The following is a 14,717-nucleotide window of genomic DNA, read 5'->3' on the forward strand; positions in this document are numbered from 1 at the left end:
GGCCCCGGCTTCAGGGCGCTTTGCATTCAGGGAACGGCTAATGTCATTGAGCAAAAAAAACAGCGTCAAACTGCGCGACGAGGAGCGTGCGCGCCTGATTTGGTTACTGATCACCCATAAACCGCTTACCGCCTCACTGCTCGGACAACTCACCCTCGCCGAACAAGTGGATAGCGCTGCGCTGGAGCGGGATCTGGCAGAGGTTAACGCGCTGGTCTCCCACTTGCCGCCTCCGGATCTCGCCGATACGCTGGAGGCCTTGCCGGTGGATGAACGCCACGCATTATGGCGGCTGGTGAGCGATGATAAACGCGGTAAAGTGCTGCTTGAGGCATCGGAAAATGTCTGGGATGACCTGATTGATGAGATGAGCGACCGCGCGCTGCTCGATGCACTGCAAACGCTGGATATCGACGACCAAATCTGGCTGGTGCAGCATCTGCCGCGTAACCTGACCGGCCGCTTAATGGCGACATTACCGCGCGCAGAGCGTAACCGCATGCGGGAAGTGATGCGCTACGGCAAAAACTGTGTCGGCGCGATCATGGAGTTCGAGGTGATCACCGTGCGCTCTGAAGTAACGCTGGCGGCGGTTCAGCGCTATCTGCGACGACTCGGCAAAATGCCGGACAACACCGACAAACTGTTTGTTATCGGCCGTGATAACCGGTTGATGGGGGAACTGGCGTTGCAAACCATTTTGCTCAATGCCGCCGGGAGGCGGGTCAGCGAAGTGATGGATGCGGATCCGGTGGCCTTTTCTCCGGAAGAGGACGCGGAAAAAGTGGCGCGTACTTTCGAGCGTGACAACCTGCTTAGCGCGGCAGTGGTCGATGATAACGGAATGTTGATGGGCCGTCTGACCATCGATGAGATCGTCAATGTGGTCTATGAAGAGACTGATAACGATTTGCGCCAGATGGGCGGTCTGAGCGCCGAAGAAGACGTGTTTGCCCCGGTAAGCAAAGCGGTGAAAACCCGCTGGGCGTGGCTGGCTATCAACTTGTGTACGGCATTTATCGCCTCGCGCGTGATCGACGGTTTTGAACACACCATTTCGCAACTGGTGGCGCTGGCGTCGCTGATGCCGATTGTCGCCGGGATTGGCGGCAACACCGGCAACCAAACCATTACCATGATTGTGCGCGCGCTGGCGTTACAAAACATTCAGCCGGGCAACTTTGCTTTCCTGATTATGCGTGAACTTGGCGTCGCGTTGATTAACGGTCTGGTGTGGGGCGGCATTATGGGCTGCATCACATGGTGGCTGTACGACGATGCGGCGCTGGGCGGCGTCATGACGCTGGCGATGGTGCTGAACTTATTGATGGCGGCGTTGATGGGAGTGTTGATCCCGATGATCATGACCCGGCTGGGGCGCGACCCGGCGGTTGGCTCCAGCGTGATGATCACCGCGATCACGGATACCGGTGGCTTCTTTATTTTTCTTGGGCTGGCGACGCTGTTTTTGCTGTAACGTTTGCTGACTTACGCCACTTTGGCGGCGTGAGCGCCAGCGTGACCAGCCCGCCCAGCACACCAATCGCCAGGTTACCGGTACTGACGGTAGCGACCACCGTGACCAGCATCACCACCGTTTCCATGACCGGCGCCTGCCTGAGCGTTGCCGGTTGCAGGCTGCCCCAGTTAAAGGTTTTAAAGGCAACGATGGCCATAATACCCGCCAGCACAACCATCGGAATTTTCGCCATCACGCTGCTGAGTGCTGTCACCAGCAGCAACAGCACCAGCGCGGCGGCCAGCGTTGAGATGCGCGTGCGGCCTTTGCCCATCTCCACATTCACAATGGTCTGACCGATCATCGCACAGCCAGCGATCCCACCATAGAACCCCGCCAGAATATTGGCGATGCCAAGCCCGGCGCTCTCGCGGCCTTTGTGCGAAGGCGTATGGGTTAAATCGTCCACCAGTTTGGCGGTCAGCAGGGATTCCATCAAACCAACAAAGGCGATACTCAGCGCGCAGGGCCAGACGATATTCAATGTCTGCCAGTTGAGCGGAACCAGAAATGAGCTTATCCCCGGTAATCCGCCCTGCATTGGGCCTTCATCGCCCACGGTCGGCAGAATCTGCCCGCTGAAGAGAGTAAACGCGGTGAGTAACACAATGGCAACCAGCGGCGCAGGGATGCTTTTTACCCAGCGCGGCAGCCACAGTACAATCAGCAGCGTCAGTACGAAAAGCCCCACAATCAGCGGGTCTTTGCTCCAGAAATGGGGGATTTGTGCAAAGAAGATCAGAATGCCAAGTGCGTTGACGAAACCGGTCATCACCGCATGAGGAATAAAGCGCATCAGTCGCGCCATACCGCTCAGACCGAAGAGAATTTGAATCACCCCCGCCAGTAAAACCGCCGGGAGGATGTATTCCATACCGTGTTGGTTAACCATAGGACTGATAACCAGAGCGACTGACCCCGCTGCCGCCGTCACCATCGCCGGGCGTCCGCCCAAAAAAGACATGCTGAGGCACAGTACGACCGAGGCAATCAGGCTCACTTTCGGGTCGACACCGGCAATCACCGAGAAAGAGATCACTTCCGGGATCAGCGCCAGCGCAGTGATCACGCCAGCCAGACATTCACGGGTCAATAATGACGGGGAACGCAGGACATCAACGCTACGGTTTGCCGGGGAGTGTAATTTTTCAGTCATAAGGTTCGCAGGTCGGTGTGGCGTTCAACAACAGGCGCGCAAACAGCATCGGTGCGTTTGGCAAAGCGCAAAATAATAGCAGATTTTAACCGCGGCGGGTCAACAATAAGTGTTAAATCTAATCTGGAAAATAAACTTATTAGTAACATTTATACAATGAATATTTAATGTTTAAACATTATTTAAATCTCACTTCTTAAGTGCTACGTTAGGAGGGTTAACTACTTTACCCTCAATAAATGCGAATAAAACAGCACTAAAAGTAAGGCATTAATACCATGAAAAGAATGACTGCCAGGCTGTTTTCGATGGCTGTCGGGCTAAATGCTGTCTCAAAGGCAGCGAAAGCGTCCGCATCGAAAGAGCAGGAAACAGATGTGCTTTTAATCGGTGGTGGGATCATGAGTGCCACATTGGGTACCTGGCTTCAGGATCTCGAACCCGACTGGTCGATTACGATGGTGGAACGGCTGGATGCCCTGGCAGAGGAGAGCTCGAACGGCTGGAACAACGCCGGTACGGGCCATGCTGCTTTAATGGAGCTGAACTACACCCCGCGCGCGGCTGACGGCACGGTCAGCATTAAAAAAGCGATTGAAATCAACGAAGCGTTCCGTATTTCTCGCCAGTTCTGGGCGCATCAGGTCAAAACCGGTGTGCTGCGCGAACCGCGCTCATTTATTAACACCGTACCGCATATGAGCCTTGTCTGGGGCGATGACAATGTGAACTTCCTGCGTGCCCGTTACAAAGCGTTGCAGCAGTGTTCGCTGTTCCGCGGTATGCGCTATTCCGAAGATCCCGAGCAGATCAAACAGTGGGCGCCGCTGGTGATGGAAGGGCGTGATGCGAAGCAAAAAATCGCCGCTACCCGCACCGAGATTGGTACTGACGTTAACTTCGGTGAACTGACGCGCCAGATGATTGGCTCATTGCAGAAAAAAGAGAACTTCTCTTTGCAGCTGAGCACGGAGGTTCGCAGCCTCAAACGCAATGCCGATAACAGCTGGAGCGTGACGCTCAGCAACCTGAAAGGTGGCGGCGAGCGCGTGGTAAAAGCGAAGTTTATCTTTATTGGCGCGGGCGGCGCGGCGCTGAAATTGTTGCAGGAATCCGGTATTCCGGAAGCGGCAGACTATGCCGGTTTCCCGGTTGGCGGCCAGTTCCTGGTGGCGGAGAACCCGGATGTGGTCAACCACCATCTGGCAAAAGTCTATGGTCAGGCGACCGTTGGCGCACCGCCGATGTCGGTTCCGCATATTGATACCCGCATTATTGATGGTAAACGTGTGCTGTTGTTCGGACCGTTCGCGACCTTCTCAACACGTTTCCTTAAAAACGGTTCGCTGTGGGATCTGCTGCGTTCGACCAACTCATCCAATATTTTACCGATGCTGACGGTGGGAATGACCAACTTCAGCCTGGTAAAATATCTGGTCAGCCAGGTACTGCAAAACGAAGATGACCGCTTCGACGCACTGCGGGAATACTACCCGCTGGCGATGAAAGAGGACTGGCGTCTGTGGCAGGCGGGTCAGCGTGTACAGATCATCAAACGTGAAGCCGGGAAGGGCGGCGTACTGCGCCTCGGCACCGAAGTGGTGAGCGATAAAGAAGGTACTATTGCTGCGCTTCTGGGCGCCTCGCCGGGGGCATCTACCGCGGCGCCGATTATGCTTGAGCTGATGGAGAAAGTGTTTACTGAACGCTTTGCTTCCGCAGCCTGGCAAGCGAAGCTGAAAGAGATCATCCCCTCTTTTGGTACGCAACTTAACGGCAATATTGAAGCTGCCGATGCAGAGCTGCGCTACACCAGCGAGATCCTTGGGTTGAAATGCGACGAGTCTCTGGTAGCAGATGCCACACCACCGGTGCAGAAGCCAACGACCCAGCCGCACAATGATGGCGAAACGGTTGCGGATATCGCGTTGTAATTGCCTTTCCGAAAAAATAAAACCGTAACGGATGCGTTGCGGTTTTTTTTTACCTGTTAGTTGATGGATATCCGATATTTGGCAAGCCTGCACTTTTAGATACAATGAGTTACGGTAATGTGCGGCCTGTAACAGGGAAACAGGATGACGGAAAAAATAAAAAAGATGATCGGTAGCGCACTGAATAATTCCAGCGCGTATGAGGCTGCGCAGGCGCTTAGAACGGCCGCCGCTGCGATGCAAAAAGAAGGGCTCAATCCCAAAGCGTTTCTGGTCCGTAAGGAGGAGGCACAGCACGGTGCCGAGTTGGCAGCGCTCAGAGCGGAATATGCGGCGCTGCAACGTTCATTTGATGATGAGCGGCGCAGGGTTTTACATCTTGAAAATGCTTTAGCTGCCGCCAGAGGTAACCCTGCCGATTTGCGCGAAGCAAAAGAACTGGCAATCAAGTGGCACCGTACTTCACAGGAACAAGATGAAAAGTTGGGTATTCTGCGCGGCTGGATTAAAAAGCTGTTCGTATTCAGTATTGTCCTGGGCGTTGGCGGTTATGTTACGGGTGGTGCTGTGGCTAATCATTCGTCCTCTGATTATGTGGACTCACTGCGATCGCAGATGAACACGAAAGATAAGCAGATCGGAGCCCTGCAAAACCAGTTACAGACGGCATCTGTAAAGCCCGGCAATAAGCGTAAAGCGGAATTGCTGCCAAAGTCTGCCACTTCGCGAAATGGGGTCTACACCTTAAAAGCAGATTGCATTAATGCCCGAGGTAACAAATTTAGCCCTGCATGGACGGTGAATACCAACACATATGAAGTGGATGAATCGACAAAAATGTTAGCGGATGGCTATTCACTCTCTTTGTCTGATAAAGCCATTCCGGCTAACGGACAGCGGTTTAAACTGAGTTATCCGGGCGGTAGCGTGATCAACTGTACCGTGGTCGATGCCAGGTAAGCGTGTTTGTCTGACGCCGCGTATTACCTTCAGTAAATTACAGGCATAAAAAAAACCAACCGCATGGGTTGGTTTTTTTGGAGAATTTTGGTCGGCACGAGAGGATTTGAACCTCCGACCCCTGACACCCCATGACAACGAGGTATAGCTCATTAAACCCTTGTAGTGCCTAGCTTTTTTCTGCGTTTGTATGGATATACAAACAGTGCATTTTTTACAAAATCCGCTCTATATACTTCAATAACTTAACCCCCGGTTTTACCTTCGCTAAGAGGCCGTTTTTATTTCACCGTGCGGCACGTAAACCCAGTCGATATGGTTCTCGGTGTATATCTTCGTTGACTTAGCATCGCTGTGCGCCATGCGGCCCTGCGGATCAATCCCCTGCTTATTGAACAGAAAGGCTGAAAGAGCCCTGATCTCGTGAAAAGTAGGCCGCTGTTCCTCCGGCAGCGCAGCGGCAACACCAACTTGATCACGCAATGCAGAGAACGATCGGCTGAGATAGTCCGGTGCAACCTGTGTTGGATGGCGTACTTCTTTGCTGGTAGGGTTGCTGCGCTTTAAAGGCAGTCGGTGGACAACATAGGGACTGGCCACATTATCCCGGCTTCCCTCGATGATATCTTTCAGCACCGTGCCGATAGGGATCGCAACATGCGAAGCCTCTTTATGCTGTACCTTCTGGCGATGGATGTAGAGCGTGCCAAAGATGTTATCTTTTGGTTCAGCGAACCATACGCAGCCGCACACGCCTTCACCAGGCTGTTTGATTGAATACCGGATCCGCGAAACCTCCAGGCGCGCATGCGTTGTTTGCAGGGCGAGATCCATCGCAGTCTGTAACCACCGCGGCGCGGACTGGTGAATTTTAAGGTAATCCTTAAGCGACAGACGGCGGCGTACCTTCGATTCAACCCGGCGCATTTTTTTACGTTCTGCCGGGTTATCCATCATTAACGATTCATCTACCGCATAGCTGAATAATTTTTTTAAGAAGCTGACTTTTCTATTTTGAACATTGGCCGATGCCTCAGAATGATATTTCCTGATATAGCCATTAACATGCTCAAGCTCAATATCACAGGCATAAATGTCGCTGAAATATTCTTTCACTCGCTCAATATCATTAAGCCAAACCGAATGAGTTTCGCGGCCCGGCTTTTCATCGTTTATAGCGCGATCCAGTAACTGCTGCGCATATTCAGCGAAAGGGCGAGCTTCTCCATTTATCCCGCCGGATTCCCTGACCAGGCTTTCAATTGATGGCACCGACTCCGGCCGGAGTCGGTTGTTATATTCTCTGGCGATCGCTATAGCCATAACGCGATCTGTGCCGAGGTGCTTTCTCTTTCCAGTGATCAGGGTGAAGCGATATTGCCCGGAAGATTTTTCAAAATAGAGGTGATCCGGAAGGTTCCGGTTTTCCCTTTTACGAGGTCTGGCGGCCATGTTAATCCTCTTGCATTAACGTGCGAACGCGCTCACTGATCATCGAATCAACGCCCCATTGTTCGGAAGAACACACCCAGACCATTCCGTCCACGACACGTCCCTTCAACAGGCCATTTTCAACCCAGCGTTTGATCGTTCTGTTATCTGGTACCGAACCGGCAACAAACTCACGTTTGCCCCACTGGCTCGCTTTCATCAACTTGGCCACGGTCATATCTCCACTACCGGCTGCAACCGGCTAACTGACTTTATACGCGCAAGACGAGCAGCCATCGCGGGCGCCGTCGTTGCATTTGACACAAATCTTTGGTTCGCTGGTGGCCGTAGCCAACTGCTTAATGATTCTGGCGGGCACCAGTACCGGCATCGCTATGCGCTGATGCCTGGCCTGATACAGTTCTTCAGCCAGTTCCAGCAGTCTGGCTTTACAGTCCATAGCTTCGGCGCGCCACCAGTTCAGATCCTCGCGCATCCGGCGCTGGCGCCTCTGTTTGAGTTTGCTGGGCATCAGTCGTCATCCTCGTCCCAATCATCATCGTCATCATCCCGGGTAAACGATAGTAGGGGGTTTGTGGCCGCCAGCATTTCACTCGCGGCGCCACGCCGCTGAAGCCTGCGCAGTGCTTCGTAAAGCTCGAACGCTTCCGTACGTTCATTGCCGATATCAAGAGAACATGCAAAGCGGTGCGCAGCGGTGACGAGGGCTTCTAACTGGTTATGGATATCCTGGATAGTTTCCACCTCACATCTCCTGCTCAGGCTTGATATGCAGGCGCGGTTCGCCGTCTTTCGGCTCCGGCCACTGGCGTGCCATGTTCACTTTCAGCTTCTCTTCCATCGCCGCAGTAATTTCATCGTCGGTGATACCGGCACGGCGCTGAGCATCCCAAAGCAGGAATTGCATATCAGCCCACTCGCTTAAATCATCCGGCGCTTCAGCGGCTTCGATCGCTTCTTTTGCCAGGTGTTTCAGCGGGCCTATCGGGCCGACATTGCCGAAGGTTACATGTGACCACCTTGCGTGCGCACGCCTTACAGCTTCGCGAGGACTTACATAACCGACAGTGGTATCAGACTGATGCTCAGGCGCTGCCGGGGCTGCGGCGAGCAACCGCTCAATTTCTTCATGAGCGTCATAGCACTTGATAGCGCTGTAACATCCACGGCTGCCATCGTTATCGAGCAGGCGATTTACTGCCTCGATGAGGCCGCCTGGAATATTTTCAGGAATATTTTGTTGTCGGTTTTGTTGTTCAGGCGCAGCCGGGGTAATCACAGTGCAAAGCGTTTTGCAAATCGCCGCCCTGAGTTGCTGACTGCCCTGATATTTCACTGCGGTATCACGCAGATGGTTAACGAGTTCGCGGAAAACATGAGGCGGCAACGTGTTAGCCGCCGTTACAGGTTCGGCTTGCATGGCGGCGCGCTTGACTGGGAAATATTGGCTGCTATATGCCTTACCCATATCCGGCTTGACGCTTCCGCACAGGAATAATGGATCGCGGCTATCGCCATTTTCATCGCGAACCCAGCCAACAATTTCATCAGGCACAGCCACCGGCTCGCTGTCCAATGCCGTCATAGCAAATTTCAGTGCAGCAAGGGTATTATCGCCTTCCTCACCCAGACCGAACGGAATTTCGTCGCGAGCTTCTTCCCAGTGAGCGATGGTTTTCTCAAGCAACTCCAGGCTGATCGTTTGTGTTGTGGTCATAATTTACCCTCCAGAGCTTTTATCCATCCGGTGAACTGTTGCTTTTTATCTGAACCGGGAAGTGGGCGAGTTGCGTACCACCTTTCAAAAGCCGGGCGCTCTTTCTTTGTCAGTTTGTCAGACATACCTACTCCCCCACTTCCAGTTTGATGCCAGCGGCGGCGAGTGCATCAATAACTTGTTGCTTATCGAGCACTGCCACTTCTCGACAGTAATCGTCATTATCGAATTCGGTGTACATCGTTTTAGGCAGCTTCACGCTCACCGTGCGCTTGCTTACCAGCACACTACGCAGAAGTTCGAGCAACGCCTCTTGTGTGAAAGTCACGTCAGGTTCAAGGTGGCCACTGAGAATCAGAGACGTGGTAACGTATGTCTCAAAATCTGCGGTTGTATCAATGTAGGCTTCCAGGTCCGCCACACGCTGATTGAGCAATTTGATAGCGCGAGTGCCATCATCCAGTTGATCACGCAGAACCCAATCCCCCATAGCAATAAGCTCTTCATTGGTTGCTGGGGTTTCTACCGGGAGATAGGCAAACAACAGGCGACGCTTAACAAGGTCAGTAAGGCGTTCATCGTTGCTTTCGCTGAGCACATCAAGCAAACCTTCTGCATACGCGGCATTAATGCAGCCTGCTGCATTCTCAACACTATTTTTTAGCGTGCCATTTTCTGACAAAAGTTCCGCCACACGCTGCCGCAGGCTGGCATTCTCCGCCTTGTCTGCGGTGCGCTCTGCCAGCAGGGAGATAAGCGTATCAGCTATAGCAACCTCATCCGGGAAACGCTTCTTCCAGTCTTCGTTGATAATTTTGCAGCTTACCGGGTTCATGCTGAAACGCTCTGTCATGAACTCGGAAAGTTGTTTAAGATACGCCAGTTGTTTTTCCTTCAGCGCCAGATCGTCGTTGTTAGTCATGCTGTGCTCCTTCTCCTGCGTTGCCTTTCAGTAAGTCAATTCCGGCTTTCGTTGGAATCCACCCGCGTGTAGCGAATGAGTAGTTAACAAAACCACGGCGTGATAGAGCATTACCGGTCGCATTAGTTGGGCTGCGTGGCGTATGTCTTCCGGAAACTGCGGATTCAAGAAATTGGCGCTGCGCATAAGTTAGTTGGCCGCTCATGATTGCACCCCCTTCACCTGCACGGACTGGCGGAGATGGGCGGCGAAATCCTGCAATACAAACTTCACAGCACCAGTTGAAGCCACCGTATCAACGCTCAAAGCCTCCTTAATTGCCATCTCCACCCCTTCGGCGCGCAGGGCTGCGATTGCTGCGTCGGTGGCGGGGGCGCGCTGGCGCAGTTTTTCCAACGCCTCTTCTTGAGTGAGGAATCCATTACCGCCGTCATTGCTGGTCATGTTGCTGTCGAACCAGGCCTGTAAACCGGCAGGTGTCATATCGTCAGGCATTTCGATAAACGCCTCATCGGTCGTACCTTCCAGCCAGTCGCGGGCGCTGCGGATATCACCCTGAGAAAGGCAGAGCAGCGCAGCCTGTGAGCCCATCATGGTTTTATGCATCATCCACGACGTATTCAATTCACGGGCCGCGCCGTGCAGATTAAAGTCGCTTTCTGCTGCAAGTTTCTGTACCTGCTCGCGCGATTCACGGATCACGGCATACTGCACATCAAGGCGATCAGCCATATCTGACATTAACTTCGCTGCTGCTGGTGGCAGGGTAGGCGCTGTAACGCGGGCCTCAGCGATTAATTCTTTGGCGTTCATGCGCATTTGCGGATCTCCATCAGTTCGTTAAAGCGGTTCATGAACAGGGCATAGGCCTGTCCCGGGCGAAGCGGACAAATATCGATGACGTCTGACGCCGGGATTCCGTCGAGCACTGACCAGCGTGTACCGTCGTCGATTTCCAGATCGCGGCGTTCGGTGGCCAGCATGATGAGGTCTGCACGCTTGACTGCTGGTGAATGCTCACGAGGCAGCCCGTACTTAGCGCGGATCAGGTCATCTACCATTTGTTCCATACGGCGATAGTCATGAAGGAGCGCTTTAAGCGGCGCGGGCAGGTCCTGCACATAGGCTTCGGCCGCGTCGTGCATCAGGGCTTCAAAAGCGAATTCAGCGGGAACCAGTTGACTGCACAGAACCGAGTGCTGAGCCACGCTGTAGAACTCTGGCAGTTGACCGCAATACCGGCAGATATTGGAGAGAGAAGTCGCAATATCTTCGATATCAATGACGTCAACGGTGGCGGTCAGATAGTCAAATTTCTTGCCGCTGTAGGTCTGAATAAAGGTTTCTTTCATTGCGTTGCATCTCCTTTGCGCGCTGCAACGCGCGATTTTTGGATGCACGAATCCCTCGCCAGGTGGCGATAATTAAATTGATTTCGCTTCCAGAAATGCCCCGCACCGGGGGCATTTGCAGCAGAGAAATTAAGCGCTGAATGTGCCGATAAATGTTTCCACGCCGCTATCTTTAAATTTTTCGACGAGCAGATCGCGGAATTCGGCGGCCATTTCTTCTTCGTAGGTTTCGAGTTGCGTGATACGAAGAACCAGCACCGGGCTGTCGCTGGCAAGAATGCTCATGCGAAGATTGATGCGGTACTCGGCAAGCCCTTCATAAGGGATGCACTTAAATTCGAACGCCACCGGCATAATGTCTTTGCTCTTGGCTTCGACACTCTCCATAACAGAGCGCTTGCCGCTGAAGTCCTGATCTTCATATTCAGCGCTGCGGATCGCGTCGATCGTGATTTTGCGAACAGCGGCAGCGGCGCGCTTGGCTTCGATAACCTGTCCATCAGCGTCAAAGCCAGTGACATATTCCGACCAGTCTTCCAGCCACTCGGCCAGTTGCTTCTGGCTGTTGCGATCGCCGTTAATTTTCAGCAGCGCGGTATAAGGTGAGGTGCGTTTCAGTGCCAGAACAGCTTTGTTATCTGCATGACCGGGATTTTCCAGCGTTCCCAGGTTGAATACGGATACCGCCGCCATGTTGTCGGCATTGATAAAACAGCGGGTGCCTTCAGCAGCGTAGGCGCTGGAGTAACGGACAAAATCATCAATACTCTGGGTTTCCATTTTCCCGCGGAACCGAAAACGGCTGGCGTAAAGCCTTTCCAGACTTTCCACGCCGACATCTTTCGGCAGGGCGACCGCCGGGCAGTCAGCTAAATCAATTTGTTCTTTTGCTAACTGGCTCAGAACCATATCGCGGATCTGAGTGATGGCGGTTGAATCGACTTGTTGAGACATGGTTTTTCCTTGCGTAAATGGTTAATGACGGGGCCGGTTAGCGCTGGGCCTCGTTTGGCTGACCCTTAAGGGTGAACAGTTGCCCCTGGTCTTCCTGCAATACGGTGAGCTTCCCGCCGCGGTTGACGTACATCGGGGTTTTGGTGGTGTCCTCTTCGGAGGACTTGCCGCGCGGCGTTGGCTTCACGAATGCCAGCTTGTGAACGATCTCAACGCGCTTTTCTTCCATTGAGTTGCTGAGGCGGGATAAGTCAAAGGTCAGGGTGACTTTCCCTTTGTTGCCATTGTTCAGCACGCCCAGGGCAACTTCATTCAATGCTGCTGCCACTTTGTTTTCGAACACGCCGCCGTCGAGTTCCCCGAAGAAGTCGGGGATATTGGTCAAACGCTCATTATCCATCGGTCTTACCCTCTTAATGGCGGCAGACACCGCCGGTTAGTATCTCCACACAACACAGGAGAGCACCTGCGGTCTCAGGCCGCCCGACGGGATTGGGGAATGAGCCGTCCCGGCGGTGATGCTCTCTTGTGTTGCGTAAAAAATTGCGGCGCCCTCACGGGAGAGATCAGACGCCGCCAAAGTATTACCAGTTGGCATTATTGGTTTGCTGTAGCGCCAGGCGCTTATCTTCTGGTTGCCGTCGAAGCGGCTGCAATTCACCACAACTGGAAGCGCACTCCCGTTTATTCACACCTGCCATCCACAACCGATGAGAAGGAGTGCGCTTTCATGTTGTGTGCCGGGCTTCCACCGGCCCCCATCTGTTTTTTAAGCCACTCAGATATCGTCTGGGCTGCGCCGTCTCTTCAGGCTGTCATCCGGGTTGAACTCGCCCGGAACGAGATTGAAGGATTAAAGCTCCCTACGGCTTTACTCGTCTCTTCCGAGATGTCACACCGAATCGCCACGATGGTGAGTCGCTTTGTGCATGCCTGGCTTGCACATTCCGGCTACCCGCTTGGGTCAGGGATACTGTCAAGGAAACCCACCGGACCGCTGCGACGCATGTGCCATACGACGTGATTTAGAGTTTAATTATTCAAACTAAAATGTCAATGCAGTTGTTCGTAAAATTAAACAAATTTTGTTTGGACATAAAAAAACCAGCCGTAGCTGGTTGTTTTATAGGTTTATTTATTATGGGAGATTCATCTCAAGCCGAACACATACACCTACTATCTCGCATGAACCATCAATGGGGATGGGTCTATATGCCGGATTCAATGGCATCAGATACATATTAGGGCCATCGACAACTAATTTTTTAATTGTTGACTCGCTTGAGCCGTTAAGGCGGGCAACCACAATTTTTCCGCTGGCTGGTTCAATATCTGGATCAACTATTACCAGTGATCCGTCAGGAAGAGATAAGCCAGCACCTGGGGGACTTGACATCGAGTCGCCAGTTACTCGTAATGAAAATGCATAAGGAGATACCTTTGCAGTTGTTTCGATCCATTCGGTCACTTCGTCTAAATTTCCCTCGACCATTTCTTTCCAATGACCAGCCTGAACTGATGACAATAGAGGGACACGCCGCCGGATATCTGGGCCGGGATGCGAATTTCCACTGGATTCCTCGACTAGTCCACCTTCCGTCAGCCAGCGTTCAGTCACGCCAAGAACATCTGCCAGCTTACTTAAATATTTAGCAGACGGTTCTGTCCCACCGTTAACCCATTGGCTAACAGTGCCTCTTGAAGCGCCCGTTGCTTTGATTAAGTTGCTGCTCCGCAATTTCAACGCCTTAAGGCGCTGGCTGATACGGTCACTCATATTTTCATTTTTCATGTTTAAAAATTTAAACATTCTCGTGTTTAATTTCTTGACTATTTTTTGTTTGAAACATTAAACTTCATGAGTGGAATTAAACCCTGGAGGAGAGATGTTTAAACAAAAACTAATTAATCATTTCGGTACAGCTACAGCTGCTGCTAAGGCGCTTGGTGTATCGAAATCAACGGTCAGCCTATGGAAGGAAAGTGTTCCTTGGAAATACGCCTTGCTGGCTGAAAAGCTGACCAACGGTGCCATTAAGTATGATCCGGCGGCATATCAGAAGCCTAACGAAACGGCTGCTTAATCGTAACTACCAAAGGAAAAACAACATGGTAGAGCAAAGTTTAAAAGCGGTGGTTAAGGCGATGTGTAAAGCCTATCCCGGCGGGCGTGAAGCGATGGCAGGTGCGCTGGGCATGACGGCCACACAGTTCAATAACAACCTCTATGAGAAAAACGGTTGCCGTTTTTTCGAAGTAACAGAGCTGGAGGCGATGGAGGACTTATCAAACACCTCATTCCTGGCCGACTACTTCGCGAAGCGCCGCGGTTGTCTGCTGGTGGAAGTTCCGACGTATGAAGACCTTGATCGCGTTGACCTCTTCAGCAGGGCTATGCGTACCGCCGCTGCGCGCGGGCAAGTGGATCAGATTATTCAACAGGCTCTGGAAGATGGGGTGATTGAACATCATGAAGCGGAAGAAATCCTTGAGCATCACCGTCGTCACATGGCTGCGCGTGAAGAAGAAGTCACGGCAATCATCGCGTTATTCAGTCGCAAAAAGAAGTGACGCCAGCGAGTTGCAGCCCCTGGCGTCGTGGCGTGTCGATCGTAGTGGAGATACCAACGCATGAACAGTTTAACAACACAATACCGCAGGTCGCAACTGGTAGTGCTTCCTGTCACCGGCGGTAAATGCCCGGTTCGTTTTGTGTATGGGGTAAGAGTACAGGGGGCGATTGAGCCTGTC

At 52.6% G+C, this 14,717-nt stretch carries 17 protein-coding genes and 1 pseudogene; 5 read left to right on the plus strand and 13 right to left on the minus strand.

All coding sequences use genetic code 11. The features are described 5' to 3' along the window. Positions 1–40 precede the first annotated feature (40 nt). Positions 41–1,477, plus strand: a complete 1,437-nt coding sequence (mgtE, locus tag CWM66_RS08440; RefSeq protein ID WP_007371133.1) for a magnesium transporter — start codon at positions 41–43, stop codon at positions 1,475–1,477. On the opposite strand, the gene CWM66_RS08445 is transcribed toward mgtE, so the two are convergent. Beyond that, positions 1,440–2,675 carry a SulP family inorganic anion transporter gene (locus CWM66_RS08445; RefSeq protein ID WP_107146495.1) on the minus strand — a complete coding sequence of 412 codons (1,236 nt, stop codon included), beginning with the start codon at positions 2,673–2,675 and terminating at the stop codon, positions 1,440–1,442. The two genes, mgtE and CWM66_RS08445, sit on opposite strands and share 38 nt — an antisense overlap. A 278-nt stretch (positions 2,676–2,953) precedes the next feature. On the opposite strand from CWM66_RS08445, the gene mqo reads away from it, so the two are divergent. Both mqo and CWM66_RS08455 read left to right on the plus strand, forming a co-directional pair. Next, positions 2,954–4,609: a malate dehydrogenase (quinone) gene (gene mqo, locus CWM66_RS08450; RefSeq protein ID WP_007371136.1), complete on the plus strand. Its 1,656-nt coding sequence runs from the start codon at positions 2,954–2,956 to the stop codon at positions 4,607–4,609. 144 nt (positions 4,610–4,753) lie between these two features. Then, positions 4,754–5,569: a hypothetical protein gene (locus CWM66_RS08455; protein ID WP_007371137.1), complete on the plus strand. Its 816-nt coding sequence runs from the start codon at positions 4,754–4,756 to the stop codon at positions 5,567–5,569. Positions 5,570–5,836: 267 nt separating this feature from the next. Here CWM66_RS08455 and CWM66_RS08460 read toward each other — a convergent pair whose 3' ends face one another. The 12 genes and pseudogenes from CWM66_RS08460 to CWM66_RS08510 form a co-directional block, all read right to left on the minus strand. Then, positions 5,837–7,021, minus strand: coding sequence for a phage integrase Arm DNA-binding domain-containing protein (locus CWM66_RS08460; RefSeq protein WP_107146496.1), 1,185 nt, complete (start codon positions 7,019–7,021; stop codon positions 5,837–5,839). A gap of 1 nt (position 7,022) precedes the next feature. Further along, positions 7,023–7,232 (minus strand): hypothetical protein, encoded by a 210-nt coding sequence (locus CWM66_RS08465; protein ID WP_107146732.1) that lies wholly within the window; start codon positions 7,230–7,232, stop codon positions 7,023–7,025. A gap of 30 nt (positions 7,233–7,262) precedes the next feature. Further along, positions 7,263–7,532, minus strand: a complete 270-nt coding sequence (locus CWM66_RS08470; protein ID WP_107146497.1) for a hypothetical protein — start codon at positions 7,530–7,532, stop codon at positions 7,263–7,265. Then, positions 7,532–7,765 carry a hypothetical protein gene (locus CWM66_RS08475; RefSeq protein WP_107146498.1) on the minus strand — a complete coding sequence of 78 codons (234 nt, stop codon included), beginning with the start codon at positions 7,763–7,765 and terminating at the stop codon, positions 7,532–7,534. Before CWM66_RS08475 ends, CWM66_RS08470 begins: the two co-directional genes overlap by 1 nt. A 19-nt stretch (positions 7,766–7,784) precedes the next feature. Beyond that, a pseudogene (locus tag CWM66_RS08480) lies at positions 7,785–8,069 on the minus strand (dATP/dGTP pyrophosphohydrolase domain-containing protein); the annotation flags it as partial. A 665-nt stretch (positions 8,070–8,734) separates the two neighbouring features. Continuing rightward, a complete protein-coding gene (locus CWM66_RS29425) occupies positions 8,735–8,863 on the minus strand; it encodes a hypothetical protein (RefSeq protein ID WP_255416460.1) in 129 nt (42 codons plus the stop codon). 2 nt (positions 8,864–8,865) lie between these two features. Beyond that, on the minus strand, positions 8,866–9,660 hold the full coding sequence (locus CWM66_RS29070; RefSeq protein ID WP_107146499.1) for a hypothetical protein: 795 nt from the start codon (positions 9,658–9,660) through the stop codon (positions 8,866–8,868). 201 nt (positions 9,661–9,861) lie between these two features. Next, positions 9,862–10,401 (minus strand): hypothetical protein, encoded by a 540-nt coding sequence (locus CWM66_RS08490; protein ID WP_199200035.1) that lies wholly within the window; start codon positions 10,399–10,401, stop codon positions 9,862–9,864. Positions 10,402–10,469: 68 nt separating this feature from the next. Further along, positions 10,470–11,012, minus strand: coding sequence for a hypothetical protein (locus CWM66_RS08495; protein ID WP_107146500.1), 543 nt, complete (start codon positions 11,010–11,012; stop codon positions 10,470–10,472). A 129-nt stretch (positions 11,013–11,141) separates the two neighbouring features. Continuing rightward, entirely contained in the window at positions 11,142–11,966 is an 825-nt protein-coding gene (locus CWM66_RS08500) for a YfdQ family protein (RefSeq protein ID WP_107146501.1), read from the minus strand. Positions 11,967–12,003: 37 nt separating this feature from the next. Then, positions 12,004–12,366, minus strand: a complete 363-nt coding sequence (locus CWM66_RS08505; protein ID WP_107146502.1) for a hypothetical protein — start codon at positions 12,364–12,366, stop codon at positions 12,004–12,006. Positions 12,367–13,104: 738 nt separating this feature from the next. Beyond that, positions 13,105–13,776: a LexA family transcriptional regulator gene (locus tag CWM66_RS08510; RefSeq protein ID WP_233218374.1), complete on the minus strand. Its 672-nt coding sequence runs from the start codon at positions 13,774–13,776 to the stop codon at positions 13,105–13,107. 76 nt (positions 13,777–13,852) lie between these two features. Here CWM66_RS08510 and CWM66_RS08515 point away from each other — a divergent pair, with 76 nt between their 5' ends. Next, on the plus strand, positions 13,853–14,050 hold the full coding sequence (locus CWM66_RS08515) for a Cro/CI family transcriptional regulator (protein ID WP_107146503.1): 198 nt from the start codon (positions 13,853–13,855) through the stop codon (positions 14,048–14,050). 25 nt (positions 14,051–14,075) lie between these two features. Continuing rightward, positions 14,076–14,537: a YmfL family putative regulatory protein gene (locus CWM66_RS08520; protein ID WP_107146504.1), complete on the plus strand. Its 462-nt coding sequence runs from the start codon at positions 14,076–14,078 to the stop codon at positions 14,535–14,537. Positions 14,538–14,717: the final 180 nt, after the last annotated feature.

Origin of the sequence: Kosakonia sp. H7A, assembly GCF_003028445.1 — a bacterium.
Taxonomy (GTDB): domain Bacteria; phylum Pseudomonadota; class Gammaproteobacteria; order Enterobacterales; family Enterobacteriaceae; genus Kosakonia; species Kosakonia radicincitans.